At 68.1% G+C, this 26,710-nt stretch carries 22 protein-coding genes, 2 tRNA genes and 1 pseudogene; 16 read left to right on the plus strand and 9 right to left on the minus strand.

Annotated features, from left to right (window positions below; all coding sequences use genetic code 11):
• The first annotated feature begins 38 nt into the window (after window positions 1-38).
• The 3 genes from BRX43_RS06400 (at window position 39) to BRX43_RS06410 (ending at window position 4,359) form a co-directional block, all read left to right on the plus strand.
• Window positions 39-1,943, plus strand: coding sequence for an EAL domain-containing protein (locus BRX43_RS06400; protein WP_241214813.1), 1,905 nt, complete (start codon window positions 39-41; stop codon window positions 1,941-1,943).
• Window positions 1,940-3,649, plus strand: a complete 1,710-nt coding sequence (locus BRX43_RS06405) for an ATP-binding protein (protein ID WP_241214814.1) — start codon at window positions 1,940-1,942, stop codon at window positions 3,647-3,649. Before BRX43_RS06400 ends, BRX43_RS06405 begins: the two co-directional genes overlap by 4 nt.
• Before the next feature lie 116 nt (window positions 3,650-3,765).
• A complete protein-coding gene (locus BRX43_RS06410) occupies window positions 3,766-4,359 on the plus strand; it encodes a PEPxxWA-CTERM sorting domain-containing protein (protein WP_125994153.1) in 594 nt (197 codons plus the stop codon).
• A 10-nt stretch (window positions 4,360-4,369) separates the two neighbouring features.
• Here the strand turns inward: BRX43_RS06410 and dinB are convergent, their stop codons facing one another.
• A complete protein-coding gene (gene dinB, locus BRX43_RS06415; RefSeq protein ID WP_125994036.1) occupies window positions 4,370-5,452 on the minus strand; it encodes a DNA polymerase IV in 1,083 nt (360 codons plus the stop codon).
• A 102-nt stretch (window positions 5,453-5,554) separates the two neighbouring features.
• Here dinB and BRX43_RS06420 point away from each other — a divergent pair, with 102 nt between their 5' ends.
• The 7 genes and pseudogenes from BRX43_RS06420 to BRX43_RS06450 all read left to right on the plus strand — a co-directional run bounded on the left by BRX43_RS06420 (window position 5,555) and on the right by BRX43_RS06450 (window position 13,246).
• Window positions 5,555-6,982: a phospholipase D-like domain-containing protein gene (locus tag BRX43_RS06420; RefSeq protein ID WP_125994037.1), complete on the plus strand. Its 1,428-nt coding sequence runs from the start codon at window positions 5,555-5,557 to the stop codon at window positions 6,980-6,982.
• A 102-nt stretch (window positions 6,983-7,084) separates the two neighbouring features.
• Window positions 7,085-7,726: pseudogene (locus BRX43_RS06425) on the plus strand (DUF47 family protein); the annotation flags it as partial.
• The gene (locus BRX43_RS06430; RefSeq protein ID WP_125994039.1) at window positions 7,726-8,733 is read left to right on the plus strand and encodes an inorganic phosphate transporter; all 1,008 of its coding nucleotides are present in this window, start codon (window positions 7,726-7,728) and stop codon (window positions 8,731-8,733) included. The pseudogene BRX43_RS06425 and the gene BRX43_RS06430, both read left to right, overlap by 1 nt.
• Before the next feature lie 117 nt (window positions 8,734-8,850).
• A tRNA-Pro gene (locus BRX43_RS06435) sits at window positions 8,851-8,927 on the plus strand.
• A 135-nt stretch (window positions 8,928-9,062) separates the two neighbouring features.
• Entirely contained in the window at window positions 9,063-9,269 is a 207-nt protein-coding gene (locus BRX43_RS06440; RefSeq protein WP_125994040.1) for a hypothetical protein, read from the plus strand.
• Between the two features lie 56 nt (window positions 9,270-9,325).
• The gene (locus BRX43_RS06445) at window positions 9,326-10,072 is read left to right on the plus strand and encodes a hypothetical protein (RefSeq protein WP_241214815.1); all 747 of its coding nucleotides are present in this window, start codon (window positions 9,326-9,328) and stop codon (window positions 10,070-10,072) included.
• Between the two features lie 228 nt (window positions 10,073-10,300).
• Window positions 10,301-13,246: a diguanylate cyclase gene (locus BRX43_RS06450; RefSeq protein ID WP_206433129.1), complete on the plus strand. Its 2,946-nt coding sequence runs from the start codon at window positions 10,301-10,303 to the stop codon at window positions 13,244-13,246.
• Between the two features lie 183 nt (window positions 13,247-13,429).
• Here the strand turns inward: BRX43_RS06450 and BRX43_RS06455 are convergent.
• The 5 genes from BRX43_RS06455 to infA all read right to left on the minus strand — a co-directional run bounded on the left by BRX43_RS06455 (window position 13,430) and on the right by infA (window position 15,550).
• Window positions 13,430-13,505, minus strand: a tRNA-Phe gene (locus BRX43_RS06455).
• Window positions 13,506-13,526: 21 nt separating this feature from the next.
• Window positions 13,527-13,700, minus strand: a complete 174-nt coding sequence (gene yacG, locus BRX43_RS06460; protein WP_125994042.1) for a DNA gyrase inhibitor YacG — start codon at window positions 13,698-13,700, stop codon at window positions 13,527-13,529.
• The gene (locus tag BRX43_RS06465) at window positions 13,700-14,659 is read right to left on the minus strand and encodes a ribonuclease (protein WP_125994043.1); all 960 of its coding nucleotides are present in this window, start codon (window positions 14,657-14,659) and stop codon (window positions 13,700-13,702) included. Before BRX43_RS06465 ends, yacG begins: the two co-directional genes overlap by 1 nt.
• Window positions 14,652-15,266 carry a nucleoside triphosphate pyrophosphatase gene (locus BRX43_RS06470; protein ID WP_241214816.1) on the minus strand — a complete coding sequence of 205 codons (615 nt, stop codon included), beginning with the start codon at window positions 15,264-15,266 and terminating at the stop codon, window positions 14,652-14,654. The genes BRX43_RS06465 and BRX43_RS06470 overlap by 8 nt, the downstream gene beginning before the upstream one ends.
• A gap of 38 nt (window positions 15,267-15,304) precedes the next feature.
• Complete coding sequence (gene infA, locus BRX43_RS06475) at window positions 15,305-15,550, minus strand: translation initiation factor IF-1 (RefSeq protein ID WP_055844981.1); 246 nt, start codon at window positions 15,548-15,550, stop codon at window positions 15,305-15,307.
• A 202-nt stretch (window positions 15,551-15,752) separates the two neighbouring features.
• Here infA and BRX43_RS06480 point away from each other — a divergent pair, with 202 nt between their 5' ends.
• The 4 genes from BRX43_RS06480 to treS all read left to right on the plus strand — a co-directional run bounded on the left by BRX43_RS06480 (window position 15,753) and on the right by treS (window position 21,861).
• Window positions 15,753-16,121 carry a DUF4440 domain-containing protein gene (locus BRX43_RS06480; protein WP_125994044.1) on the plus strand — a complete coding sequence of 123 codons (369 nt, stop codon included), beginning with the start codon at window positions 15,753-15,755 and terminating at the stop codon, window positions 16,119-16,121.
• A 161-nt stretch (window positions 16,122-16,282) separates the two neighbouring features.
• Complete coding sequence (locus BRX43_RS06485; protein WP_125994045.1) at window positions 16,283-16,621, plus strand: DUF2934 domain-containing protein; 339 nt, start codon at window positions 16,283-16,285, stop codon at window positions 16,619-16,621.
• Window positions 16,622-16,666: 45 nt separating this feature from the next.
• Window positions 16,667-18,661 carry an alpha-1,4-glucan--maltose-1-phosphate maltosyltransferase gene (locus BRX43_RS06490; protein WP_206433130.1) on the plus strand — a complete coding sequence of 665 codons (1,995 nt, stop codon included), beginning with the start codon at window positions 16,667-16,669 and terminating at the stop codon, window positions 18,659-18,661.
• On the plus strand, window positions 18,661-21,861 hold the full coding sequence (treS, locus tag BRX43_RS06495; protein ID WP_241214817.1) for a maltose alpha-D-glucosyltransferase: 3,201 nt from the start codon (window positions 18,661-18,663) through the stop codon (window positions 21,859-21,861). Before BRX43_RS06490 ends, treS begins: the two co-directional genes overlap by 1 nt.
• Before the next feature lie 64 nt (window positions 21,862-21,925).
• On the opposite strand, the gene BRX43_RS06500 is transcribed toward treS, so the two are convergent.
• The 3 genes from BRX43_RS06500 to coxB all read right to left on the minus strand — a co-directional run bounded on the left by BRX43_RS06500 (window position 21,926) and on the right by coxB (window position 25,187).
• A complete protein-coding gene (locus tag BRX43_RS06500; protein WP_125994047.1) occupies window positions 21,926-22,147 on the minus strand; it encodes a PEP-CTERM sorting domain-containing protein in 222 nt (73 codons plus the stop codon).
• Window positions 22,148-22,357: 210 nt separating this feature from the next.
• Window positions 22,358-24,022, minus strand: a complete 1,665-nt coding sequence (gene ctaD, locus BRX43_RS06505) for a cytochrome c oxidase subunit I (protein ID WP_125994048.1) — start codon at window positions 24,020-24,022, stop codon at window positions 22,358-22,360.
• Window position 24,023: 1 nt separating this feature from the next.
• A complete protein-coding gene (gene coxB / locus BRX43_RS06510) occupies window positions 24,024-25,187 on the minus strand; it encodes a cytochrome c oxidase subunit II (RefSeq protein WP_125994049.1) in 1,164 nt (387 codons plus the stop codon).
• Window positions 25,188-25,374: 187 nt separating this feature from the next.
• Here coxB and pyrE point away from each other — a divergent pair, with 187 nt between their 5' ends.
• Window positions 25,375-25,959, plus strand: coding sequence for an orotate phosphoribosyltransferase (gene pyrE, locus BRX43_RS06515; protein WP_125994050.1), 585 nt, complete (start codon window positions 25,375-25,377; stop codon window positions 25,957-25,959).
• 3 nt (window positions 25,960-25,962) lie between these two features.
• The gene (locus tag BRX43_RS06520) at window positions 25,963-26,700 is read left to right on the plus strand and encodes a pyridoxine 5'-phosphate synthase (RefSeq protein ID WP_125994051.1); all 738 of its coding nucleotides are present in this window, start codon (window positions 25,963-25,965) and stop codon (window positions 26,698-26,700) included.
• The last annotated feature ends 10 nt before the right edge of the window (window positions 26,701-26,710 follow it).

Here is a 26,710-nt window from a genome sequence, read left to right on the forward strand (position 1 = left end):
TTACCCGGCCTTCAGGCCTTTTGGGAGAGCATGGCACCATGGCAGAGCCTGACCAGCCGGAGATCGTGCGGATCCTGGTCGTCGACGACGAGCCGGCGATGCACGACAGCTATCGGCGCAGCTTCGCGGCCGTGGCCGACGGCGGCGCGGCGGCGCTGGGGGCGATGGCGCAGGATCTGTTCGGCACGGACGATGCGCCGCCCGTGCCGCCGCCCCGCTTCGACCTGACCCATGTCGACCAGGGCGGCGACGCCGTTCTCGCCGTCGCGGCGGGACTGGCGGCGAACGCACCGTTCGCGGTCGTCTTCCTCGACATACGGATGCCGCCCGGGATCGACGGGCGGGAGACGGCGGCGCGCATCCGCTCGCTCGACCCCGATATCAACATCGTGATCGTCACCGGCTATTCCGACCATGCGCCGCTCGATATCGCGCGACAGGCCGGGCCGGTCGACAAGCTGTTCTACATCGCCAAGCCGTTCGACGTGGCCGAGATCGTCCACACCGCCACGGCGCTGGGCGAACGCTGGCGGGTCGACCGGCTGCTCGCCGCGACGCGGGCGGACCTGGCCCGGCAGGTCGCGCTGCTGGAGGATCGCACCGCCGAACTCGCCGCGAACGAGAGCCGCGCGCTGCACATGGCGATGCACGATTCGCTGACCGACGCGCCCAACCGTCTCGCCTTCCTGCGCGCGCTGGGCGACCGGGCGCGCCAGCCGGGCCTGTTCGCGATCGCGATGTTCGATCTCGACCGGTTCAAGCTGGTCAACGACACGCTGGGCCATCTGGCGGGCGATCGGCTGATCCAGCTCGTTTATGCGACGCTGCACGAGACCGCGCCGGAGGGCGCGCTGGTCGCGCGGCTGGGCGGCGACGAATTCGGCATCCTGTTCGACACGCCCGGCGAGGCGGCGGCGGTGATGGCCTGCGAGCGGGTGATCGCAGCCTGCGGAATCAGCTTCGACGTGTTCGGCCATTCGGTGAAGGGCGGCAGCTCGGCCGGACTGAAGCTGGCGGCGGAGGATGGCCCGCGCGATCCCGTCGACCTGCTGCGTCGCGCCGACCTGGCGCTGAACGACGCCAAGCGCGCCGGGCGCGGCCAGGTGCGCGTCTTCGACGAGGAGATGGACGAGAGCATCCGCTTCCGCCGCCGGGTCGAGGGCGGGCTGGACGAGGCGATCGCCCGCGGCGAACTGAGCCTGGTCTATCAACCGATCGTCGCGCGCGACACGATGGCGATCGCCGGGTTCGAGGCGCTGCTGCGCTGGGATACGGAGGATTACGGCCGGCTGAGCCCGGGCATCTTCATCCCGATCGCCGAGGAATCGAACCTGATCCACGATCTGGGCGACTGGGTGCTGGCGAAGGCGCTGGCCGAGGCCAAGGCGTGGCCCGACCAATATGTCTCGATCAACTTCTCGCCGCGCCAGTTCCGCCGGCAGAATTTCGTCGGCCATGTCATGGAGAGCGTCGAGCGGGCCGGGGTGGCGCCATCGCGGGTGCAGATCGAGATAACCGAATCGGCGATCTTCCAGGATGCCGAGCGTTCGGCGGAGACGCTCTATCGCTTGCGCCAGATGGGGTTCCGCATCGCCCTGGACGATTTCGGCACCGGCTATTCCAGCCTCTACAATATCCGCACCTTCGCGCTCGACTGCCTGAAGATCGATCGCAGCTTCATCGACGGCATGGGGCGTGAGCGCGAATCGGCGGCGATCGTCCATTCGATCATCCATCTCGGCCGCGCGCTGGGGCTGGAGGTGATCGGCGAGGGCGTGGAGACGGATGCGCAGGCGCAGGCGCTGCGCATCGCCGGCGCGGCCTATCTCCAGGGCTATTATTTCTCGCTGCCGGTGCCGGCGACCCATGCGCGCGAGATGGCGCTGGCCGGGCTGATCGACCCGCAGGGTGCGGCGTGGGAGGCGACGGGGACCGTCGGTTGAGGCGGCGGGGCGGCGGACCCCGGTCGCTCGGCCGCCGGCTGGTCTGGCTGCTGAGCGTGTCCGGGCTGGTCGGAGCGCTGGCGATCACGCTGCTGCTGGCGGCGATCATCACCCCCAGTTTCGACACGCTGGAGGCGCGGGGCCTGACCCGCGACATCGCCCGACTGCACGCGGAAATCGAGGACAGTGCCAGCGATGTCGAACATGACGCGCATGACCTGGCCGTAAGCGGCGCGCGTCCCCGTCTGTCGCCGGGCGAGGCGATGGCGCGGATCGCGCCCGATGGCCGGTGGTTGGCGCAGGCGGGCGACGCTGCCGCCCGCGTCCGGCTGGCGGGCGTGCTGCGGGACCGTTCGATCCTGCGGGGACCCAGCGGCACGACGGTCACGGGCGGTTTCGCGGTGAGCGACGGCAGGCTGGTGGCGATCGGCATGGTGCGACCGCGAGGGCAGGGGGCGGCGCTCCTGCTGATGCGGCCGGTCGATCCCGAACGCTGGGCCGGCCCGATCCGCGCGACGGTGCGCCTGGTGCCGGCCGCAGCCGGGACCGGCGTGCGTGACTGGTCGTGGCGTACGGTCGGCGTGCAGCTTCCGCTGACCGGGCCGGACGGGCGGACGGTCGCTGTCGCCCGCTTCGACCTGCCGCGCGACATGGCGATGCTGGGGCGGCGGATGCTGTTGCTGTCGGCGGTCGGGGCGACGCTGCTGCTGCTCGGCCTGCTGCTGGTCCTGCGCCGCGCCATCGCGCGCCATGTCCTCGATCCGCTCGCGCGCGTGGAGCGGCACATGCAGCATGTCCGCCTGTCCTCGGTGCTGACCCCGATCGACGACGATGGTCGCCGCGACGAGATCGGGGCGCTGACCACCAGCCTCAACGCGATGCTCGGCCAGTTGCGCGACCTGCACGAGCGGATCGAGGCGCAGGGCTTCGCGCTTGGCCGGTCGGAGAGCGCGGTGGCGGTGATGCACAATGTCCGGAACGCGCTCAATCCGGTCAGCACCATCCTCAGTCGGTCGACCGGCGCGCGGCCGGGCGCGGAGCGGGCGACGCTCGACCGCGCCGTGGCGGAACTGGCGCTGCCCGACCTGCCGCCCGAGCGACGGCAGCGGCTGGCCGCCTTCATGGCCGCCGCGCTGGAGGCGGACGCGCGCGACCGGGCGCGGATCGCGGCGGATGCGGCGGCCGGGCGCGACGCGCTGGCGCATGTGCTGGAGGTGATCGGCGCGCAACAGGCCCAGGCGCATGAACGCCCCCCGCTGGAACCGTGCGACATCGTCGAGCTGGCCGCGCGCCAGGCGTCGATCGTGCATTATGCCCCGACGGCCTCGATCGCGCTGAGCCTGCCGGCCGGGCCGGTGATGGTCCGCGCCAATCGGCTGCTGCTGTCGCAACTGCTGGCCAATCTCATCGGCAATGCCGTCGACGCCATCGTTGCGGGCGGCATGGCAAGCGGTCGCATCTCGGTGACCGCCGGGGGCGACGAGGCGCGGGTGACGATCACGATCCGCGACGACGGCGTGGGCTTCGCGCCGGGCAGCGAGGTGGCCTTGTTCCGGCGGGGCTATTCGACCCGGGCCGACCGGCGTGGCGGCCTGGGCTTGCACTGGTGCGCCAATGCCATGGCGGCGATGGAGGGGACGCTGGACCTGCGCTCCGCCGGGCATGGCCTGGGGGCCGAAGCGGTGCTGACCCTGCCCCGGCCGTGACGATGCAATCCGGATCGGACCGATCGCCTCTGTTGTCGGATCAGCCGGCGGTATAGCCTGTATTTCACTTCCGCTTTACCATAGATGCTCGGAAAAATTCGTGTGGAGGCAGGGTGATGAAGGCGTTGGTGAAGGGGCTGGCCATCTTGGCGGCACTGCTGGTGGCCGGACAGGCGCAGGCGGCGACGGAGCTGACCTATGTCTTCCAGGCACGGGGCGCGGGGACGATGATCACCGGTTACGGTAACCAGGGGCCGATCACCTCCGCTTTCTCGGGCGCGACGATCCGATTCGTCGTGTCGGTCGTGGACGGTGCGAATGTCGCCTTCGGTTATGCAAACTCACCGATCATCCTGTCGTCGGACGATCAAGGCGTCGGCTTCCGGTTCGAGCCGGTCCGCTACGGCGTGTCCGGCAACGGCCGGGCCTGCGTGGCCGGTGGCGGGACCGACGGGTTCGTCGCCGTGGCGGGGCAGGTGACCGATCCCTCGTGCAGCCCGGTGACGATCAACACGGCCGATTATGGCGGCCTGGGCAGCCGGTTCACCGGCGTCATCACCGGCTTCGACGTGCTCGCCGGACGGGTCGGCGACGATTTCAGCTATACCCCGATGGTGCCCGAGCCGGCGACCTGGGCGCTGACGCTGATCGGCTTCGGTCTGGCGGGCTATGCGCTGCGCCGGCGCGGCGCGGCCTTCGCCGCCGCCTGATCGCCGGCAGTCAGAACAGGCTGGGCTGGACCGGGTCCGGCTCCGCCAGTCCGGCCGGAGTCAGCGCCGACAGGGTCAGGCCGAGCAGTCGGATACCCCCCGGCACCGGGAGCTGCGCGTCGAGCAAGGTCCGGCCGATCGCCAGGAAACCCGCCTGGTCGGCGACGGGCGTCCGGCTGGACCGGGCGCGGGTGATGGTGGAGAAATCCGCCCGGCGCAGCTTCAGCGTGACGGTGCGGCCATGCGCCTCGTGCCGCTCGACCCGCGCCCAGGCGGCCTCCGCCACGCGGGCGAGCTGCACGTGAAGCTCCTCCCGCGTGCTCAGGTCGCGTTCGAAGGTCCGCTCCGCGCCGATCGACTTGGCCTCGCGATGCGCGCGCACCGGGCGGTGATCCTCCCCCCGGGCGGCCTGGTAGAGATAGCTCGCATAGCTGCCGAAATGCCGCTGGAGCATCTCGAGCGACCGGTCGCGCAGATCGGCCCCGGTCAGGATGCCCAGCGCCTCCATCCGCCGCGCGGTGACCGGCCCGACGCCGTGGAAGCGCTTGACCGGCAGTCCCGCGACAAAGGCGGCCCCCTTGTGCGGCGGGATGACGCACAGGCCGTCGGGCTTGTTCTGGTCCGACGCCAGCTTGGCGATGAACTTGTTGTAGCTGACCCCGGCCGAGGCGGTGAGGCCGGTATCCGCCTTGATCCGGCGACGGATATCCTCCGCGATCGCGCTCGCCGAGCCCAGTCCGTGGCGATCCTCCGACACGTCGAGATAGGCCTCGTCGAGCGACAGCGGCTCGATCGCATCGGTATAGTCGCGGAAGATGGCGCGGATCTGTTGTGAGACCGCATGGTACACCTCGAAGCGCGGCCGCACGAAGATCAGGTCGGGACAGCGCCGCACCGCGGAGGACGAGGGCATGGCCGACCGCACGCCGAAGGCCCGCGCCTCATAGCTGGCCGCCGCGACCACGCCGCGCGCCCGCGATCCGCCGACCGCCACCGGCCGCCCCCGCAGGGCGGGATCGTCCCGCTGCTCGACCGACGCATAGAAGGCGTCCATGTCGACATGGATGATCTTGCGTGGCCGCTCCTCGCTCATGACTCCTGCTCCATAAGCGCAACCAACTGTCCGTGCGAACATTTGCGCGGAACGCCACGATGCGGCAGGAGCGCGGGCGGGATCACGGTCGGAAAGGACGCCATGAAGCCGGGGCAGGATTGCTGGCGCATCGAACGCGCCGATCGGATGACGGTGATCGTCGATGCCGATGAATATTTCCGCGTGGCGCGTCAGGCGATGCTCCAGGCGAAGCGGCGCATCCTGCTGATCGGCTGGGATTTCGACGCGCGCATCGTCCTGGATCACCAGGCGACCGAGGGGCCGGCGCCGGTCGGGGCGTTCATCCACCATCTGGTCGAGCGCAATCCCGAGCTGGAGGTGCACCTGCTGCGCTGGGACGTCGGCGCGATCAAGTCGCTGGGACGGGGCACCACCATCTTCACCGTGCTGCGCTGGATGAAGCATCCGCGCATCCATACCAAGCTGGACGGGCATCACCCGACCGCCGCCTCGCACCACCAGAAGATCGTCATCATCGACGATTGCCTGGCCTTTTGCGGCGGCATCGACATGACCGGCGACCGCTGGGACACGCGCGAGCATCTCGACCAGAGCCCCTATCGCCGGCGGCCGACCACGCGGCGGCACTACAAGCCATGGCATGACGCGATCAACGCGGTGCAGGGGCCGGTGGCGGGGGCGCTGGGCGAGCTGTTCCGTCAGCGCTGGGATGCGGCGGGCGGCCAGCCGATGGAGCCGATGAAGCCGTCCGGCCCCTGCTGGCCGGAGGGGCTGCGCGTCGATTTCGAGGGGATCGATGTCGGTATCGCGCGCACGGTGCCCGAGATGGACGACCAGTCGCCGGTGCATGAGAGCGAGGCGCTGTTCCTGGCGCAGATCGCGGGGGCGCGGCAGCACCTGTATATCGAAAGCCAGTATTTCGCCTCGCGCCGCATCGCCGAGGCGATCGCGCGGCGGCTGGACGAGCCGGATGGGCCGGAGATCGTCGTCATCAATCCGCTGACCGCGCAGGGCTGGCTGGAGCCGCTGGCGATGGATACGGCGCGCGGGCGGCTGATGGAGGCGCTGCGTCGCCGCGACAAACATCGCCGGCTGCGCATGTACCATCCCTATACCGATGGCGGCACGCCCATCTATGTCCATGCCAAGATCCTGATCGCGGACGACAACGTCTTTCGCCTGGGGTCGAGCAACGTCAACAACCGCTCGCTTCGGCTCGATACCGAATGCGACCTGGCGATCGAGGCGACGACCGAGCGGGACCGGGCGCGGATCACCGAGATCCGCGACGATCTGCTGGCCGAGCATCTGGGCGTGGCGCCCGAGGTGGTGACCGCCGCCATCGCGGAGAAAGGCTCGCTGATCGGGGCGATCGAGCATTTGCGCGGGGTCGGCAAGACGCTGCGCCCCTATGCCGTCCCGAACCTGTCCGAGGTCGAGCAGTGGCTGGCGGACAATGAGGTGCTGGACCCGGAAGGCCCTGGCGAGATGTTCGAATCGCTGGCAAAACGGGGTCTGTTCCGGCGATTTGGCCTGCGTCCGCGCTGACCCAGACCGGTTTCCGGCTGGATTCGTGCGGCCGCATGGGCCAGTGGGCGCGATAACTCAGGACCCATGCCGCTGTGGCATGGGACGTGGAGGCGAATCCGAATGCTTGGCTGGTTTCAGTCGTTGATGCCCAAACAGGGCAAGTTCTTCGATCAGTTCGAGGCCCATGCCGCGACCCTGGTCGCCGGCGCGGGCGCGTTGCAGCGGCTGCTGAGCGGTGACGGACCGATCGAGGCGGAGGTCGCCGAGATCGTCGCGCGCGAGCATGAGGCGGACGACATCACCCGCGACGTGCTGCAGGATGTGCGCCGCGTGTTCGTGACGCCGTTCGACCGGTCGGCGATCACCGACCTGATCGGGGTGATGGACGATGCCATCGACCAGATGAACCAGACCGCGAACACCATCGCGCTCTATGGCGTGACCCGGTTCGAGCCGCAGATGGTGGCGATGGCCGGCATCGCGGTCGAGGCGGCGCGGCTGACCCAGGAGGCGATCCCGCTGCTCCGCTCGCTCAACCGCAACAGCGAGCGGCTCAACATGCTGACCGCGCGGCTGATCGAGATAGAGGGGCAGGGCGATTCGATCCATGACCAGGGGTTGAAGGCGCTGTTCCAGGCCCGGCAGGACCAGCCCATGCAGTTCGTGATCGGCCGCGAAATCTACAGCCACCTGGAACGCATCATCGACCGGTTCGAGGATGTGGCGAACGAGATCCAGGGTCTCGTCATCGATCACGCCTGATGACCGTCTCGCTTCCGATCCTCGTCGCGCTGATCGGCGTGGCGCTGCTGTTCGATTTCCTGAACGGCCTGCACGATGCCGCGAACTCGATCGCGACGGTCGTGTCCACCCGCGTGCTCAAGCCGCAATATGCGGTGCTGTGGGCCGCCTTCTTCAACTTCATCGCCTTCGCCGTGTTCGGGCTGCACGTCGCCCAGACGGTGGGCAAGGGCATCGTCGATGCCAAGATCATCGATCCGGTGGTGATCTTCGGCGCGCTGTCGGGCGCGATCGCCTGGAACGTCATCACCTGGGTGAAGGGCATTCCCTCCTCGTCCAGCCACGCGCTGATCGGCGGCCTGCTGGGCGCGGGCATGGCCAAGGCGGGATCGGCCGCCGTGGTGTGGGGCGGGGTGATCAAGACCGTCATCGCCATCTTCGCCTCGCCCGCCATCGGCCTGATCCTGGCGCTGATGCTGGTGTTGGCGGTGGCCTGGACCAGCATCCGGCTGACGCCGCTGGGCGTCGACAAGCGGTTCCGCAAGCTCCAGCTCGTCTCCGCCGCGCTCTATTCGCTGGGCCATGGCGGCAATGACGCGCAGAAGACGATGGGGATCATCGCCGTGCTGCTCTACAGCCAGGGCTATCTGGGCGGCGAGTTCTCCGTCCCCTTCTGGGTGGTGTTGAGCTGCCAGGCGGCGATGGCGCTGGGCACGCTGTCGGGCGGCTGGCGGATCGTCCACACCATGGGGTCGAAGATCACCCGGCTGACCCCCGCGCAAGGGTTCTGCGCGGAGACGGGCGGCGCGATCACCCTGTTCATGGCGACGCTGGGCGGCATCCCCGTCTCCTCCACCCACACCATCACCGGCGCGATCGTCGGCGTCGGCGCGTCGCGGCGGCTGTCGGCGGTGCGGTGGAACGTGGCGTCGAACATCGTCATCGCCTGGTTCATCACCCTGCCGGCGGCGGGCGCGATCGGCGCGGCGGTCTTCTACGCGACGCGTTTTTTGACCGGGTTCGACTGATCGGCGAAGAAATCTGTTGCATGGGTCGGAGGCGCTGGATATAGGCGCGCCTCCAAGCCAATCCGGTCGGCTCCCGAAGCGCCTCACAAGGGCACTGAATGACGATCGGAACTCCGTCGGGGAGTAGCTCAGCCTGGTAGAGCACTGTCTTCGGGAGGCAGGGGCCGGAGGTTCGAATCCTCTCTTCCCGACCATTATTTTCCGCGAGGGCCGGCCATTGTGCCGGCCTTTGCTTTATCCGGCATCCGGCTCGCATCGTCGCAGCGACGCCCTCCTCATCGGCACCAGCCTCGCCATGGCGCGTTGACTGCCCGAGCAAGGAGAAGATGATGGCCGACGACCGCAACGAAAAGCCGATCCTCTATATGCCCGACAGCCCCAATGTCGGCGCAGCGGACCCGGACGGCGACCCGGACAATCCCAAGCGCGCCGCGCAGGACAAGGCGCGGGCCGACGACCTCGCCGCCAAGGTCGCGATCGGCGACGAATTGTCCGCCTATGAAACGGTGGCGGGACGCGGCGTCGCGGGCAAATAAGACAGGGTCTGGCGTGCCGGCCCGACCGGCATGACCGATCATCGGGAGGTGGATGGATGGGGATAGGCGTACGGATCGCCCCGATGCTGGTCGTGGCGGTGGCGCTGGCCGGTTGTAGCGCGCCCGAGCGTTCCGCCGAGGCCCCGGCGGCGGCGACATCCACCCCTTCGCCCGTGCCGAAGCCGAGGCCGACCGCCCGCGCGACCCCGATCCGGCCGGCAAGGACCGGCCTGTTATCCTGCGCCGAGGAGATCGGTGCGACCGCCGCCGCGCAACGGGTCGCGATCTGCCGCGATGTCTCGCCCGCGACTCACCCGCCCTGCAATGCCGCCAATAGCTGTGCGCTGATCGAGGATGAGATTGCCCGGTCCTGCGCGCTGTTCGACGGGAACGGATCGCCGATGAAGGGCTGCGGGCCCGATCCGAAGGGCGGGGAAGCCGCGGCGAATGTCGTCCGACGCTATTATTCGGCCCTGAACGCGCGGGACTATTCCACCGCATGGCAGGCCTGGGGCGATGATGGCCGGCCGGGGCAGCGTTATGCCGATTTCAGCAAGGGGTTCGCGCAGACGCGCTCGACCCGCGTGACGATCGGTGCCTTGCCGTCGAGCGAGGGCGCGGCCGGTTCGATCTACCAGACGGTGCCGGTGACCGTGGAAGCGGTGTCGGGGGATGGTGCGCGGCAGCGTTTCGTAGGCCAGTATGTTGTGCGCCGGGTCAACGGCGTGGATGGCGCCAGCGCATCGCAACTTCGATGGCATCTGGATTCGGCGACCTTGCGGTCCGTCGAAAGCAAGTCGTAGCGGTGGAACCGGTCCCAGCCATGGTCGTTTAGGCTTGTTTTGCATATATTAAGTGATGCACGCATATTGTCTCGTACGAAACGAGTGGGGGACGACACGGGCATCATGATGCTGGCGAAGGCTCTCGGTCGGGAATGGGGGCATATCGTCGCCATTGTCGGTGCATTGTTGTTCGCATCCTTGGCCGGTCAGCATCCCGTGCGGGCCCACCCACCCGGCCAGCCGCCCATGGTCAAGGATTTCGCCTATGACCGCTGGACCACCAACGAAGGGCTGCCGCACAACAGCGTGCAGAACATCGTCCAGACCCGCGAAGGCTATTTGTGGCTCGCCACCTGGGAGGGGCTGACGCGGTATAACGGTACGCGTTTCACCACCTTCTCGCGCGACAGCAACCCGCCGCTGCCCGACAATGGCGTGACCAGCATCCTGTCCGACCGGCAGGGCAATTTGTGGATGGGTGACACGCGCGGCAATTTGGGGCGTCGGGACTCGGCGGGCCGGTGGCGGTTCTGGGGCGCCCGTGACGGGCTGCCGCACGCGACGATCCTGGCGCTGGCGCAGGATGGCAAGGGGCGGCTCTGGATCGGCTTCATGCGCGGCGGATTGGGCATGTTGTCGCCGGACGGCCGGTTCCGGCGCCTCGAATCCCCTGCCGGTGGGCCGCCGCTTTCGATCCTGGCGATGGCGATCGATGCGCGGGACCGGCTGTGGATCGGCGGCGTCGACGGCCTGATCGAACGGACGCCCGACGGCCGGATGCATCGCTTGTCCAAGCCGTTCGGTTTGCCGGCCGGGGCGGTGCTGCCCTTTGTCGATCAGCGGAAGCAGCTTTTCCTGCTGGCCGGTGGGGAATTGCGGCAGGTGCAGGGCGACGCGGCCCGCCTGATCTACCGGCTGCCGGGCACCAACCGCTTCAGCGCGATGACGGCGGATCGATGGGGTGGCCTGTGGCTGGGCACCGAGAACCTCGGTGTGTTGCACCTGGCCCGTGGGCAATCCGAATGGATCACCCCGACCCAGGGCCTGCCGGAGGGGCGGGTCGCGTCCGTGTTCCAGGATCGCGAGGGCAGCATCTGGGTCGGCCTGAACGGCGGGCTCTACCGCTTGCGCCAGGCATTGTTCACCAATCTGCGCCAAGAAAACGGGCTGTCGGGCAACTATGTCCGCGCGCTGGTGGAATCGGGCGACCACAGCCTATGGGTGGGTAGCAGCCGGGGCCTGGATCGCGTCGCGCCCGATGGCGGGATCACCCATATCCCCATCGTTCAGGCGGGGGTGCCGGGCGACAACTCGCCATCGGTCCTGAGCCTGTCGGCGCAACCCGATGGCGATGTCTGGGTCGGGACCTTGGGCGACGGCATCTTCCGGGTGCACGATAACCGGATCGTCGCGCGATACGGCAAGGCGGAGGGGATCAGGGACGTCCGCATCCGGACGCTGGCGGCCCGGCGTGGCGGTGGTTTGTGGGCCGGCACGCGGCGCGGGATCGTCGCGATCGACGGGCAGGGGCGGGTGCGGCAGCCGACGCTGCCGGGACTGCCGCAGACGATGATCTACGCGATCGCCGACACCCGCCATGGCTTGTGGATCGGCACGATCAGCGACCTGACGCTGTGGCCGCCCAACGGCATCCCCCGCCGGATCGACATCGGGAAAATGGCCGACGCCAGCAGCGCCCTGGCGCTGTTCGAAGATCCCGGCCAGAGCGTCATGTGGATCAGCACCGATCGCGGCCTGTTCCGCTATCGCTATGCCGATGGTCGGCTCGCCCATGTCGGACGCGATCAGGGACTGCCGGTCGACACCGTCTTCCAGATGGTGCTGGACCGACGCGGGGCGGCGTGGCTGGGCAGCAATAGCGGCGTGTTGCGCATCGACTATGCGGCGTTGATGGCCGTCGCGGACGGCAAGCGCCGGACGATCCAGGTGGATCGGTTCGACCGTCTGGACGGCATGGCCAGCGCGCAGGGCAATGGCGCGTCCGGGCCGACGACATTGCTGCGCCGGGACGGCTCGATCTGGTTCGCCACCGCCGAGGGCGCCGCCGCCGTCCGGCCGGAACGCGAGGCGCAATTGCGCGTCCGCACGCCGCCACCGCTCGTGATCGAGGGGGTATTGGTCGATGGCGAGCCCGCGCCCTTCGCCGACAATGCGGGTAGGGTGTCGATCCCGGCCAAGACGCGGCGCGTGTCGATCGCCTATGGCGGTCTGAGCTTCCTGTCCCCGCAAAGCATCCGCTACCGCACCAGGCTGGTGGGCTATGAGAATGACTGGATCGACCGCGGGGGCGAGCGGATCGTCGACTATACCGCGCTGCCGCCCGGTCGCTATGCGCTGCATGTCAGCGCCTCCAACGGCGGCGGTCCGTGGAGCGCGCGGGACCAGGTCCTGCACTTCGTGATCGAGCCGTCCTTCTGGCAGCGTTCCGACTTCCGGCTGGCGCTGGTCGTCCTGTTGGTGGGGCTGGCCGGCCTGGCCTATCGCTGGCGGGTCGTGAACCTGCATCGTCGTGCCCGGCATCTCAGCCTGCTGATCGAGGAGCGGACCGCCGATATCCGCCGCCAAGGCGAGATGCTGATGCTGGCCACCGAGGAAAAGGATGCGCTGCTCGCCCAGCTCGCCAATCAGGCGCGCACGCTGCGGCGCATGGCGCATGAGGATGCGCTGACCGAACTGCCCAATCGCCGCCGATACGAGGACGAACTGGCGGAGCAACTGGCGAGCTATGCGGAACATGGCCGGCCCTGGTCGCTGGCGATCCTCGACATCGATCACTTCAAGCGGATCAACGATCGGCATTCGCATGCGGTCGGTGACGCCACATTGCGCCGGGTGGCGGCGGTCATGCGCGATTCGGTCCGCGACGGCGATCTGGTCGCGCGGCTGGGGGGTGAGGAATTCGCGCTGCTGATGCCGGATGCCGACGCGGCCGAGGCGCGGATGGTCTGCGAGCGGGTGCGCGGCGCAATCGAGGCGGCACGCTATGACGCCTGTGCGTCGGGCCTGCGGGTGACGATCAGCATCGGCGTGGCGACCTGGCCGGGTTATCGCTCGACCTCGGCGATGCAGGCGGCGGCCGATGCCGCGCTCTACCGCGCCAAGGAGAATGGGCGGAACCGGGTGATGGCGTCGGATACGCCGCAATCGGCGCAACTGGACGTGGTGGGCTGACGGGGACGAATCACCCATCTGCTCCGGTGCCGGACCAAGGTCAGGCGGCACGCGACCTGAACTTGATCAGGGTTCGTCCGGCCTGAACCGACCATGCCGTAATATAGCCAGGCATTCGCCAAGCGAAGTTTATAGATGTTTTATGGGTGTCCCCAGCAAACTCAGTCTGCAACCAGGGGGGAATGGTGCCCAAGGGCGGGATCGAACCACCGACACTGCGATTTTCAGTCGCATGCTCTACCAACTGAGCTACTTGGGCCCGCGTAGCGGAAGCGCGTCTCTAGTAGGAGCCGTCGTCGCTGTCCAGCCCTTGTTTCGAAGAATTTTGATCGGGCAGGCGATAGCTTTCGTTGAGCCATTGCAGCAGGTCGCGGTCGCGGTGACGCGCCGAGCAGAAGGGACGGTGGTCGGGATGCGCGGGCTCGCCGCAGATCGGGCAGGTCGGTTCGGCCATTACAGGCTCTCCAGCAAAGGGGTCATGCCGGTGCGGCGGGCAAGCTCGGCCACCCAGTGCGGACGGGCGTCGAGATAGGCAAGCACCGGCGCGGGCAGGCGGTGGCGGTTCATGCTTCCCGGCGGCACGCGTTCCAGCGTCCGCAGTGCGGCGCGGGCGCCAGCCGCGACCGGATCGGCGCGCAGCCGCTCGGGCAGCGAGGCGCGGGGGCGGGGCCGAACGATCTGGACGAAGCCGAAGCCGTTCATCGCCGTCCGCTCGAACGGCGGCGGCAGGATGCGGTCGATCGCCGCCGTCACCGCCTGTCGGGCGGCCTTGCCCTCGATCGTGGGGAAGTCGATGCCGACCGACCCGCCGATACCGTGCCGGCGGATCGCATCGGCCACCGCCTCGGCCGCCGCGATGGCCAGGGCTTCGAGCGGAGGCGGACCGTCCACGTCGAACAGCGTCATGGCCGGGGTCGGCGTCATCACCAGTGCGCCGCCGGGCATGGCCTCTGCAAAGTCGATATCGCCGGTCTGCGCTTCCTCGAGCAGTTCGGACCAGCCCGCCGCCTCCAGCGCATCCGGCTGGTGCGGGTGGAGCGTGCGGACCGGGTGGCCGGTCGCGGTGATGCGGGCAAGCAGGTCGGGACCGGCCTGTTCGGCCCGGTCGGTAACGATCGCGCGCGCCGGCTTGGGACGGCCGATCTCGGGCAGCGCCTCGCGCACGATCTCGACGGTCAGCATGCGCCCGGCGGACAGGGCGGCAGGGACGGCGGCGATCAACGCGGCCTGACCGTTCGCCAGTATCAGGCGCCCCTGGCGACCGGGCAGCAAATGGGTGAGCCGGGCCGGCATCACGCTGCCCAGGCGCGGGCCGCTATCCTCCGGCTCGATCAGCGCCTCCAGGATGCGGTCGTCCTCGACCAGCGCGGCGCGGGATTCACCGATCCCGGCCTCGTAGAGCCATTCAGGCAAGCGGCAGGCCGGCGGCGCGCAACAGCGCGCGGGTTTCCATCAGCGGCAGGCCGACGACGCCGCTATGGCTGCCATGGAGGAAGCGGACAAAGGCTTCGGCGCGGCCCTGGATGGCATAGCCGCCCGCCTTGCCCATGCCCTCGCCACTGTCGACATAGGCGTCGATCTCGGCCGAGGCGAGGGGGCGGAAGGCGACGATGGAGTCGGACAGGCGGACGCGCTCCCGCCCGTCAGGCCCGATCACGCACACCGCCGACAGGCAGTGGTGCCGCCGCCCGGACAACAGCCGCAACATGCGGCGCAAATCGGCTTCATCCTCCGGCTTGCCGAGGATGCGCGGGCCGACCGCGATCGTCGTATCGCCGGCCAGCACGATCTCGTCCGCGCCCCGCGCAACCGCACGCGCCTTGCCCAGCGCGAGGCGCTGCGCATAATCGCGGGCGGCCTCACACGGCAACGGCGTCTCGTCGATATCGGGTGCGGCGAGGCGATCGGGCACGACACCCAGCCGGCCGAGCAGTTCGAGCCGGCGCGGCGAGGTGGAGGCGAGCACGAGCATGGCGACGGGCGCGGGATGCACGTTCGCCGGTTCGATCGGATCGGTCATGGTCGGCGTCAACGGCGCGACAGGCGCGCCATCGGCGATCAGGACGGCCCGGGGCCGCCGCGGCCGGGCATGAAGCGATAGGTGATGCGACCCTTGGTGAGGTCATAGGGGGTCAGTTCGACGAGCACCTCGTCGCCCACCAGCACGCGGATGCGGTTCTTGCGCATCTTGCCGGCGGTATGCCCCAAAATCTCATGGTCGTTCTCGAGCTGCACGCGGAACATCGCGTTGGGGAGGAGTTCCACCACGCGACCGCGCATCTCGAGCAGTTCTTCCTTGGCCAAATACAAACCCTTTGTCGTGAAGATGCGTCGCCTTACCCCAACGGGCGCCAAAAAGAAAGGCGCGAGGGGGTGGCGGCTTGCGTCAGGCTCGGTCGACGCCTTTTCAAGATGGGATGTCGCCGTGGAAATGGCAAGTCGGCCGTCCCGGGGGAACGATCGCGGCGGTCGAGCGCTCCTGCGGCCGGACCTTGGGAGACGGACGATGGACGACGCACGCATCTGGACCTTCGAGGAAAGCCTGTGGACGGCGACCCCCGAACATTATCGCGAGTCGATCGATGACGAGTGCCTGATGGTCGTGCCGACGCCGCCTTTCGTGATGAGTGGCGAGGAAGCGGTCGCCGCGGTATCGGCGACACCGCGCTGGACCGATGTCTCGTTCACCGAACGCCGCGTCGCCCGGCCGCAGGAAGGGATGATCGTCATCGCCTATCAGGTGCGTGCGTCCAAGGATGGCGAGGATGCCTATGAGGCGCATTGCACCTCCACCTATCGCCGACGCGGCCATGAGGATTGGACGGTGATCCAGCATCAGCAGACCCCTCCGGTCACCGCCACCGCCAAGATCTAAGTCGTTGATCTTGCGCGGGGGTGCGGCCCCACGCGGATTTCGGACGTTCCCCGATGCAACCGGAAGCGCGTGCCGGCGGTTTTCCGTTGAGCCAGCGGTGTCGCGTGGCATGAACAATGTCGGCGCGGACGTTCCGTCGCCGATGTTCAAGGAGGGATCGAATGACCGACGAGCGCCACGAAAAGATCAGCCGCCGCGCCTACGAGTTGTGGGAGAAGGAAGGCGGCGCGCACGGCCGGCATGACGATCACTGGCACCAGGCGGCAAGCGAGCATGACTCGGATGGTGGTTCCGTGACGGACGCGCTGCCGGAGGAACCGGCAGACTCGCCGGCCACGCCGACACCGATGACCGAAACGCCGGCCGCCCCGCTCGATCCGGAACCGGCCGATCATCCCGCCCAGACCACCGCCGCCGAACCGCTGGCCCCCGCCAATGCGCAGCCCGCCGCCAAGGCGACCAAGCCGCGCCGGGGCAAGGCGACGACCAAGCCTGCCTGATATCTCGGGCCTGTCTACCTGTTTCTCGCATCGACCGGAGCCTCCATGGCCGACGCCTCTATGCCTATGTCCTCGACCGACCCGGTCCGTCTGCCACCGCCCGCCACCGCCGAACAGGCCGCAGCGACACCCCGGCTGGTGGTCGAGTCACTCAGCCCCAGCGTGGAGGGCGGCGACTATCCCGTCCGCCGCGTCGTCGGAGAGGAGATCACGGTCGAGGCGACGGTGTTCACCGATGGCCATGAACAGCTCGCGGTCGAGCTGCTCTGGCGGCCCTGCGATGAGGCGGAATGGCGGCGCGTGCCGATGACCGCGCTGCCGACCGATGTCTGGACCGCCAGCTTTACGCCCGACCGGCTCGGCCGGCATGAATATGCGGTCGAGGGCTGGCTGGACGTGTTCGGCGGGTTCCGGCGCGACTTCCGCAAGAAGCTGGACGCCGGGGTCGCCCATGATGTCGATCGCCAGGAGGGGCGCAACCTGATCGAGGCGGCGTCTGCGCGGCAGCCGGCACTGCGCGAGTGGGTGACCCGGATCGACGCGGCGGGCGAAGGCGCGTCCGACCTGTTGCTGTCGGACGATCTGGCGGCGGCGATGGCGACGGCGGATGCACGGCCCTTCGCGCTGCGTTCGGCCCGGCAACTGGTCGATGCGGAGCGGATCGCGGCGCGCTTCTCCTCCTGGTACGAGCTGTTCCCGCGTTCGATCACGACCGATCCGGCGCGGCACGGGACGTTCGACGATGTGATCGGCCGCCTGCCGCAGATCCGAGACATGGGGTTCGACACGCTCTACTTCCCGCCGGTCCACCCGATCGGGCGCACCAACCGCAAGGGGCCGAACAACAGCCTGACCGCCGGAGAGGGCGATCCCGGCAGCCCCTATGCGATCGGCGCGGCAGAGGGCGGGCATGATGCGATCCATCCCGAACTGGGCGGCTTCGAGGCCTTTGCCCGGCTGGTCGAGGCGGCGCGGACGCATGGACTGGAGATCGCGCTCGACTTCGCCATCCAGGCCTCGCCCGACCATCCCTGGCTGACCGAGCATCCCGGCTGGTTCGCCTGGCGGCCCGACGGATCGATGAAATATGCGGAGAATCCGCCGAAAAAATATCAGGACATCGTCAATGTCGACTTTTACGGGCCGGACGCGGTGCCCGGCCTGTGGGCGGCGCTGCGCGATGTGGTGCTCCTCTGGGTCGAACATGGGGTGAAGACCTTCCGGGTCGACAATCCGCACACCAAGCCCTTGCCCTTCTGGGAGTGGATGATCGCCGATGTGCGGGCGCGCCATCCGGACGTGATCTTCCTGGCGGAGGCGTTCACCCGGCCGACGATGATGTACCGACTGGCCAAGGTCGGCTTCTCGCAAAGCTATACCTATTTCACATGGCGCGACACCAAGGCGGAGCTGGAAAGCTACATCACCGAGCTGACGACGGAAGCGCCCAAGGAATTCTATCGCCCGCATTTCTTCGTCAACACGCCGGACATCAATCCGGTCTATCTCCAGACTTCCCGTCGGCCGGGCTTCCGTATCCGCGCGGTGCTGGCGGCGACCCTGTCGGGACTGTTCGGCGTCTATTCGGGGTTCGAACTGTGCGAGGCCGATCCGATCCCCGGCAAGGAAGAATATAACGACAGCGAGAAGTATATCGTCAAGCTGCGCGACTGGAACGCGCCGGGCAATATCATCCTCGACATCGCGATGCTCAACCGCCTTCGCCGCCGCTATCCGGCGTTGCAGACGCATCTCAACACCCGCTTCTTCGTGGCGGGCAACGACAATATCATCTGGTACGGCAAGCCGGACCCGGACGGGCAGGGGATCATCTGCGTGATGGTCAATCTCGATCCGCATCAGGGCCACGAATGTACATTTCAGGTGCCGCTCTGGGAGCTGGGCCTGGACGATAACAGCAGCGTCGCGGTGGAGGATCTGGCGGAGGGCTATCGCTTCCGCTGGTATGGTCGCGACCAGTTCATCCGGATCGAACCCGATCAACCTTTCCGCATCTGGCGCCTGACGAGGGATCAATGATGAGTGACGCGCCCGACACGATGACCGATCCGCTCTGGTACAAGGATGCGGTGATCTACCAGGTCCATATCAAGTCCTTCTACGATTCGAACAATGACGGGATCGGCGACTTCAAGGGACTGATCCAGAAGCTGGACTATATCGCCGATCTCGGCGTGACCTGTATCTGGCTGCTGCCCTTCTTCCCCTCGCCGCGGCGCGACGACGGCTATGACATCGCCGAATATCGCGACGTTTCGCCGGATTACGGCACGATGGAGGATGCCCGCGCCTTCATCGCGGCGGCGCACGAACGCGGCATCCGCGTCGTGTTCGAGCTGGTCATCAACCACACCTCCGACCAGCATCCCTGGTTCCAGGCCGCGCGCCGTGCCCCGCCGGGCAGTCCGGAGCGGAATTTCTACGTCTGGTCGGACGACAACACGCTCTATTCCGGCACGCGGATCATCTTCCTCGATACCGAGAAGTCGAACTGGACCTGGGACGAGGAGGCGGGGGCCTATTTCTGGCACCGCTTCTACTCGCACCAGCCCGATCTCAACTTCGACAATCCGGCGGTGATCGAGGAAGTGCTGTCGGTCATGCGCTTCTGGCTCGACATGGGCGTGGACGGGCTGCGGCTCGACGCCATCCCCTATCTGATCGAGCGCGACGGCACCTCGAACGAGAATCTCCAGGAGACGCACGAGGTCCTGAAGGTCATCCGGCGGACGCTGGACGCCGAATATCCCGACCGGATGTTGCTGGCGGAGGCCAATATGTGGCCCGAGGACACCCAGCAATATTTCGGTGATGGCGAGCGCGGCGACGAATGCCACATGGCGTTCCACTTCCCGCTGATGCCGCGCATGTACATGGCGGTGGCGCAGGAGGATCGCTTCCCGATCACCGATATCATGCGCCAGACGCCCGATATTCCGGCGAAATGCCAATGGGCGATCTTCCTGCGCAATCATGACGAATTGACGCTCGAAATGGTGACGGACGCCGAGCGCGACTATCTGTGGAACACGTACGCCGCCGACCGGCGCGCGCGGATCAACCTGGGCATCCGCCGTCGCCTGGCGCCCCTGATGGAGCGGGACCGGCGGCGCATCGAGCTGATGAATGCGCTGCTCCTCACCATGCCGGGCACGCCGGTGCTCTATTATGGCGACGAGATCGGGATGGGCGACAATATCCATCTCGGCGACCGCGACGGCGTCCGCACGCCGATGCAATGGTCGCCCGATCGCAATGGCGGGTTCAGCCGCTGCGACCCGCCCGACCTGACGCTGCCGGTGATCCAGGACCCGCTCTACGGCTATGAGGCGGTGAACGTGGAGGCGGCGGAACGCGACCGCCACTCCCTGCTCAACGCGGTCAAGCGGATGCTGGCGGTCCGGCGCGAGCATCAGGCGTTCGGGCGCGGGACGCAACGCTTCCTGCGGCCGGCCAATCGCAAGATCCTGGCCTATGTCCGCGAATATGGCGAAGACGCGATCCTGTGCGTCTTCAACCTCAGCCGCACCGCCCAGGCGCTAGAGTTGGAACTGGCCGATTTCGAGGGCCGCACGCCGATCGAGCTGACCGGCGGCACGCCCTTCCCGGCGATCGGCCAGATACCTTATGTGCTGACGCTGCCGCCTTATGGCTTCCTGTGGTTCGCGCTGTCGTCGCAGGCGGACGCGCCGTCCTGGGCGACGCCGCCCGCGCCGATGGAGGCGGAGCGCTTCACCTTCGTGCTGCGTCCGGCCTTTGCGGATATCGTGGTCGGCTCGAACCGCGCGGTGCTGGAGCGCGACGTGCTGCCCGCCTATGTCGCGCAACGCCGCTGGTTCGGTGCGAAGGACGAGACGGTGCAGGCGGTGCGGCTGACCCGGCTCGATCCGATGCCGGAGGTCGCCGACCTGCTGCTCGCCGAGGTGGAGGTCGAGACCGACAAGGGCCTGTCCCGCTATGCCCTGCCGTTCGGCATCGCATGGGAGGGCGAGGTGCAGAGCCGCTTCGCCGCCGGGCTGGCGCTGGCCCGCGTCCGGCGCGGGCGGCAGGTCGGGTTGCTGACCGATGGTTTCGCCATGTCGGACTTCGCCCGCTCGGTGATCGCGGCGATGCAGGGCAATGTCGTCGCCGGCGAGGGCGAGGGGGCTCTGGCCTTCTCGGCCGACGGGCTCGACCTGCCCGAGGATGCGGAACTGGATTGGCTGACCGCCGAACAGTCGAACAGCTCGATGGTGCTCGGCCAGTCGGTGGTGCTCAAGCTGTTGCGCCGGCTGGAGGCGGGCATCCATCCCGATGCGGAGATGGTGCGCCATCTGGTCGCGGGCGGCTTCGAGGCGGTGCCGCCGGTGCTGGGCGAGGTGCGACGCGTCGGCGACGACACGCTGCTGATGCTGGCGCAGCGCTTCGTGCATAACCAGGGCGATGCGTGGAGTTGGACGCTCGGGATGCTCGAACGGCTGGCTACCGATGACAGCGCGACCTATGCCAATTACGCGAACTTTGCCGAGACGCTGGGACGGCGGTTGGCGGAGATGCATGCGGTGCTGGCACGGCCGAGCGACGATCCGGCCTTCGCCCCAGAGGTGATGGACGAAGCGGGCGCGACCCGGCTGGCGGCGGACGTGCGCGCCGATGTCGAACGCGCGCTGTCGCAGATCGCAGCGGCGGGCGTGACCGGCGAAGCGGCCGAATGGCTCGCCACGCACGGGGCGGCGGTGGCCGAGCGGATCGAGGCGGCGGCGGCAGGCGCGGTCGGTGCGCCGCGCACCCGGATCCATGGCGACCTGCATCTGGGGCAGGTGTTGGTCACCGGCGGCGATGTGATGATCATCGATTTCGAGGGGCAGCCCGCCAAGCCGCTCGCCGAACGCCGGGCCAAGGACCTGGCGCTACGGGATGTCGCCGGCATCCTGCGCTCGTTCGACTATGCGACGGCCGTCGCCGACCGGTCGCGCCCGCCGGGGCCGGATACCGAGGCGCTCCGGGCGGAACGGCGCTATGTCCGCTTCTGCCACGACGCGCGCAGCGTCTTCCTGCAGGCCTATCGCCAGGCGCGCGACGTGGCGGTCGATCCGGCGCTGCTCGACCTGCTGTTGGTGGCAAAGGCCGCTTACGAGGTCGGCTATGAGGCGGCTAACCGGCCGGACTGGATCGAGGTGCCGGTCGATGGCCTCTACCGGGCCGCGCGTCGGCTGGTCGGAGCCGAAGACCAGGAGTGAGGGCGTGGGGCGGGCGGGTCGTCTCGGCGACCGGCCTGCTCCCGTCATCCCATCGACGCGACGGTCAGGACTGGACGGACCGCACGCTGCGCCGGTTGCGGCGGGTGACAATGGTCAAGCCGATGCCGACCAGCATGATCAATGCGGTCGACCCCTCCGGTGCCAGCGTCGCCAGTTCCAGGCCAGCCTCATGGATGGGGCGTGCGGCGTCCTGGGTCGGGCCGGCATGGGCGCTGGCGGCGATGGTCAGCAGGGCTGCGCCAAGTGTCAGGCGGAAAGGGGTCATCGAGCAACTCCGTCGCTAGGCTTCGTTTCGCGCTCAAGTTCGTCCAAGTGCGTCCTTAACCTTGATACCCCCATTTTGTTGCAACGCAGCGCGGATCGCGACTGGTGATTCCGCAAGTGCGAATGCATTTAGGTTAATCGTCGCGCATGGAAAAACGCCCCGGAGTCTCCTCCGGGGCGTTTCTGTCTTCAGGGATGTCGGATCGGAGGCTCAGTCGATCCGCGGCAGCGTCTCGAACTGGTGATAGGGCGGTGGGCTGGACAGCGTCCATTCCAGCGTCGTCGCGCCTTCGCCCCAGGGATTGTCGGCGGCCTTGGGACCGGCCAGCAGCGAATAGACCAGGTTGATGAAGAAGATCACCATGCCCGCCGCCATGATCATATAACCGACCGACGCCACCGTGTTCCAATGCGCGAAGGCGTCCGGATAATCCGGATAGCGACGCGGCATCCCTTGCAGGCCCAGGAAATGCATCGGGAAGAACATCACGTTCACGCCGATGAAGAAGACCACGAAGTGCAGCTGGCCGAGGAACTCGTTGTACATGCGCCCGGACATCTTCGGGAACCAGTAATAGAAACCGGCGAACAGCGAGAAGACCGCGCCCAGCGACAGCACATAGTGGAAGTGGGCGACGACGTAATAGGTGTCCTGCATATAGTCGTCGATGCCGCCATTGGCGAGCACCACGCCGGTCACGCCGCCGACCGTGAACATGAAGATGAAACCGATCGCCCAGGTCATCGGCGTCGGGAAGCGCATCGAGCCGCCCCACATCGTCGCGATCCAGGAGAAGATCTTGATGCCGGTCGGCACCGCGATCACCATGGTCGCGGCGGTGAAGTACATCTTGGTGTTCACGCTGAGGCCGGTGGTGAACATATGGTGCGCCCACACCACGAAGCCGACCACGCCGATCGCGACCATGGCATAGGCCATGCCGAGATAGCCGAACACCGGCTTGCGGCTGAACGTCGCGATGATCTGGCTGACGATGCCGAAGCCCGGCAGGATCATGATGTACACTTCGGGATGGCCGAAGAACCAGAAGAGATGCTGGTAGAGGATCGGGTCGCCGCCACCGGCCGGGTCGAAGAAGGTGGTGCCGAAATTGCGATCGGTCAGCAACATGGTGATCGCGGCCGCCAGCACCGGCAGCGCCAGCAGCAGCAGGAAGGCGGTGACCAGCACCGACCAGACGAACAGCGGCATCTTGTGGAGCGTCATGCCCGGCGCGCGCATGTTGAAGATGGTGGTGATGAAGTTGATCGCGCCCAGGATCGACGACGCGCCCGCCAGGTGCAGCGCCAGGATCGCCATGTCGGTCGACGGCCCCGGCTCGCCATAGGTGGACAGCGGCGCATAGAGCGTCCAGCCATTGCCCGCGCCGCCGAAGAAGGGCGAGGCGAGGAGCAGCGTGAAGGCGGGGACCAGCAGCCAGAAGCTGATGTTGTTCATGCGCGGAAAGGCCATGTCCGGCGCGCCGATCATGATCGGCACGAACCAGTTGCCGAACCCGCCGATCATCGCCGGCATCACCATGAAGAACACCATGATCAGGCCGTGCGCGGTGATCATCACGTTCCACAGGTGCAGCGACTCGTCGAACGATGCCTCGCCGCCGTGCAGCAGCGAGGCCCAGCCCTGGAGATACTGGATGCCCGGATGCGCCAGTTCGGCGCGCATCAGGCCGGACACCGCGCCGCCGATGATCCCCGCGACGATCGCGAAGATCAGGTAGAGCGTGCCGATGTCCTTGTGGTTGGTGGACATGAACCAGCGGGCGAAGAAGCCCGGCTTGTGGTCGGCATCGTGATGATGGGCATGGTCGCCATGCGCCTGGAACGCCGAAGGATGGAGAGCGGTATCGGTCATCTTACTGTCCAGCGTTGCCGGCGGCGGAGGGATTGCCCGACGCGCCTTGGGTGGTGGCGGGAGCGGCGGTGGCGGCGTTCTCGACCGGGCCGGCGGCATTGGCCATCGCGGCACCCTCCTCGGCCTTGGCGGCGGAGCCGTCCGCGCCCGGCTGCGGGATCACCTTGTCGGATGCGGCGCCCGGCGTCGGCATGGTGCCGCCCTTGGCGCGAATCCAGGCGGCGAACTGCGCCGGCGTCACCGCCTCGACCGCGATCGGCATATAGGCGTGGCGCGCGCCGCACAGTTCGGAGCATTGGCCGAAATACAGGCCCGGCTTCTCGATCGTGAAGCTGGTCTCGTTCAGCCGGCCCGGCACCGCGTCCAGCTTGATCCAGAAGGCGGGGACCGCCCAGCTGTGGATCACGTCGTTGGCGGTGGTGATCAGGCGGATCGGCACGCCGACCGGCAGCACCACGCGATTGTCGGTGGCGAGCAGGCGGGGGCCGTCGCGATCGGTGCGCGCGCGCTCGCCCGCCCCGGCCTGGTTCTTTTCCTTCAGCATGTTGGCGGTGATCTCGATCCCGCCATGGTCCGGATATTGGTAGCTCCAATACCATTGGTTGCCGATCGCCTTCAGCGTCACCGCGCCCGCCGGGGCCGGCTTGAACTGCGCCTGGAGCAGGCCGATCGACGGCAGCGCGATCAGCACCAGGATCGCCACCGGCAGCAGTGTCCAGATGACCTCGATCGTGGTGTTGTGGCTGGTCTTGGAGGGGATCGGGTTCGCCTGCGCGCGGTAGCGGATCACGACCCAGATCAGCAGCGCCAGCACGAATAGCGAGATGATGGTGATGACCGGGAACAGGATCGCATTGTGCATCCAGTGCGCGAACTCGCCGTTGCGGGTCACCTGGGGCTGGAGGCCGAACACGCCGTTCGACGGCTGGCCGATGCCGGGCTGGGCCACCGCGCCCGGCGCGCCGTCGATCGCGAGCATCGGGCTGGACGGCGCGGCCGGTGGGGTCGCCGCCGCCGTGGTCGGTGCGGTGTTGCTGACCCCGGCCGGAGCCGCCGCCTGTTGCGGGGTGGGCGTGGGGGCGGCGATCGCCCCGGCTCCAAGTCCCATGGCCGCGAGCGACAGGCCCGCCGCGATCGCCGTTCGCTTCAACCCGGATGTGCCCATCTTATTGTTTTTCCCCGTTCATCACGGTTTTTGCCGTGTCGGCAAACCTCACCCATTGGGCATGGCTATACGACGGGGGTCGCCCAGCCTCAACCCGCGTGGCCGGCTAAATCGTTGCTGCACTGCGACGATGCGTTGCCACGCGCCCGTCGCGGTCTTATCTGCGCGCCATTCAGCAGGAGCGACCATGACCGAAGACGAAGTGCTTGCCGAATTCCGCGCGGCGGAAGCGTTGCTGGAGGGGCATTTCATCCTGTCTTCGGGATTGCGCAGTCCTCGCTACCTGCAATGCGCGCGGGTGCTGATGGACCCCCGTCGCGGAGCGCGCCTGACCGAGGCGCTGGCCGCGCGCATCCCGGCCGAACTGCGGTCGCGGATCACGGCGGTCGTCTCGCCGGCCATGGGCGGGGTGATCGCCGGGCATGAGATGGCGCGCGCGCTGGGCGTCGACGCGATGTTCGTCGAGCGGCCCGAGGGGACCTTCGAACTGCGCCGCGGCTTTCGCCTGAACCCCAGTCAGGCGGTGTTGATGATGGAGGATGTGGTGACCACCGGTCTCTCCTCGCGCGAGGCGATCGCGGCGATCGGCCGCGCCGGCGGCACGGTGATCGCGGCGGCATCGCTGGTCGATCGGTCGAACGGCAGAGTCGACCTGGGCGTCCCCTTCTTCCCGCTGATCCGGCTCGACGTGCCGAGCTATGCCGCCGACAGCCTGCCGCCCGAACTGGCGGCGATCCCCGCGATCAAGCCCGGCAGCCGGGCGGCGGCCTGATCGGTGGCCCACGACCTGCGCCTGGGCGTCAACATCGACCATGTCGCCACCGTCCGCAATGCGCGCGGGGCGGGCTATCCCGATCCGGTGCGCGCCGCCGAGATGGCGGCCGAGGCGGGGGCGGATGGCATCACCGCGCATCTGCGCGAGGATCGCCGGCACATCACCGACGACGACATCGCCCGGCTGGCGGAGGCGCTGACCATCCCGCTCAACTTTGAGATGGCGGCGACCGACGAGATGCTGGCCGTCGCCCTGCGTCACCGGCCGCACGCCGCCTGCATCGTGCCGGAAAAGCGCGAGGAGCGGACGACCGAGGGCGGGATCGATGCCGCCGGGCAGATGGAGCGGCTGGCGCCGCTGGTCGGCCGGCTGCGCGAGGCGGGCATCCGCGTGTCGCTGTTCATCGAACCCGACCCGCGCCAGATCGCGGCGGCGATCCAGCTCGGCGCGCCGGTCGTCGAACTCCATACCGGCCGCTATGCCGAGCTGCATGGCGTCGAGCCGGGCAGCTGCGCGGAGGAACTGCGTCGCCTGACCGACGCCGCCGCCCTCGCCGCCAAGAACGGCATCGAGGTCCATGCCGGCCATGGCCTGACCTATGACAATGTCGGCCCGATCGCCGCGATCCCGCAGGTGCGCGAACTCAATATCGGTCATTTCCTGATCGGCGAGGCGCTGTTCACCGGCCTGGGCCAGGCGGTGCGGCGGATGCGGCGCGAGATGGACGCGGCCCGGTGAGCGGGCCGGT

It is taken from the genome of Sphingomonas sp. S-NIH.Pt15_0812, from assembly GCF_003951315.1.
GTDB lineage: Bacteria > Pseudomonadota > Alphaproteobacteria > Sphingomonadales > Sphingomonadaceae > Sphingomonas.

Excerpts from the sequence above, each read along its gene's own strand:
- BRX43_RS06400 (WP_241214813.1), top strand. The coding sequence starts at position 39 with ATGGCAGAGCCTGACCAGCCGGAGATCGTGCGGATCCTGGTCGTCGAC.
- BRX43_RS06410 (WP_125994153.1), top strand. The coding sequence starts at position 3,766 with ATGAAGGCGTTGGTGAAGGGGCTGGCCATCTTGGCGGCACTGCTGGTG.
- dinB (WP_125994036.1), bottom strand. The coding sequence starts at position 5,452 with ATGAGCGAGGAGCGGCCACGCAAGATCATCCATGTCGACATGGACGCC.
- BRX43_RS06420 (WP_125994037.1), top strand. The coding sequence starts at position 5,555 with ATGAAGCCGGGGCAGGATTGCTGGCGCATCGAACGCGCCGATCGGATG.
- BRX43_RS06430 (WP_125994039.1), top strand. The coding sequence starts at position 7,726 with ATGACCGTCTCGCTTCCGATCCTCGTCGCGCTGATCGGCGTGGCGCTG.
- BRX43_RS06440 (WP_125994040.1), top strand. The coding sequence starts at position 9,063 with ATGGCCGACGACCGCAACGAAAAGCCGATCCTCTATATGCCCGACAGC.
- BRX43_RS06445 (WP_241214815.1), top strand. The coding sequence starts at position 9,326 with ATGGGGATAGGCGTACGGATCGCCCCGATGCTGGTCGTGGCGGTGGCG.
- BRX43_RS06450 (WP_206433129.1), top strand. The coding sequence starts at position 10,301 with ATGGTCAAGGATTTCGCCTATGACCGCTGGACCACCAACGAAGGGCTG.
- yacG (WP_125994042.1), bottom strand. The coding sequence starts at position 13,700 with ATGGCCGAACCGACCTGCCCGATCTGCGGCGAGCCCGCGCATCCCGAC.
- BRX43_RS06470 (WP_241214816.1), bottom strand. The coding sequence starts at position 15,266 with ATGACCGATCCGATCGAACCGGCGAACGTGCATCCCGCGCCCGTCGCC.
- BRX43_RS06480 (WP_125994044.1), top strand. The coding sequence starts at position 15,753 with ATGGACGACGCACGCATCTGGACCTTCGAGGAAAGCCTGTGGACGGCG.
- BRX43_RS06485 (WP_125994045.1), top strand. The coding sequence starts at position 16,283 with ATGACCGACGAGCGCCACGAAAAGATCAGCCGCCGCGCCTACGAGTTG.
- BRX43_RS06490 (WP_206433130.1), top strand. The coding sequence starts at position 16,667 with ATGGCCGACGCCTCTATGCCTATGTCCTCGACCGACCCGGTCCGTCTG.
- treS (WP_241214817.1), top strand. The coding sequence starts at position 18,661 with ATGAGTGACGCGCCCGACACGATGACCGATCCGCTCTGGTACAAGGAT.
- BRX43_RS06500 (WP_125994047.1), bottom strand. The coding sequence starts at position 22,147 with ATGACCCCTTTCCGCCTGACACTTGGCGCAGCCCTGCTGACCATCGCC.
- ctaD (WP_125994048.1), bottom strand. The coding sequence starts at position 24,022 with ATGACCGATACCGCTCTCCATCCTTCGGCGTTCCAGGCGCATGGCGAC.
- coxB (WP_125994049.1), bottom strand. The coding sequence starts at position 25,187 with ATGGGCACATCCGGGTTGAAGCGAACGGCGATCGCGGCGGGCCTGTCG.
- pyrE (WP_125994050.1), top strand. The coding sequence starts at position 25,375 with ATGACCGAAGACGAAGTGCTTGCCGAATTCCGCGCGGCGGAAGCGTTG.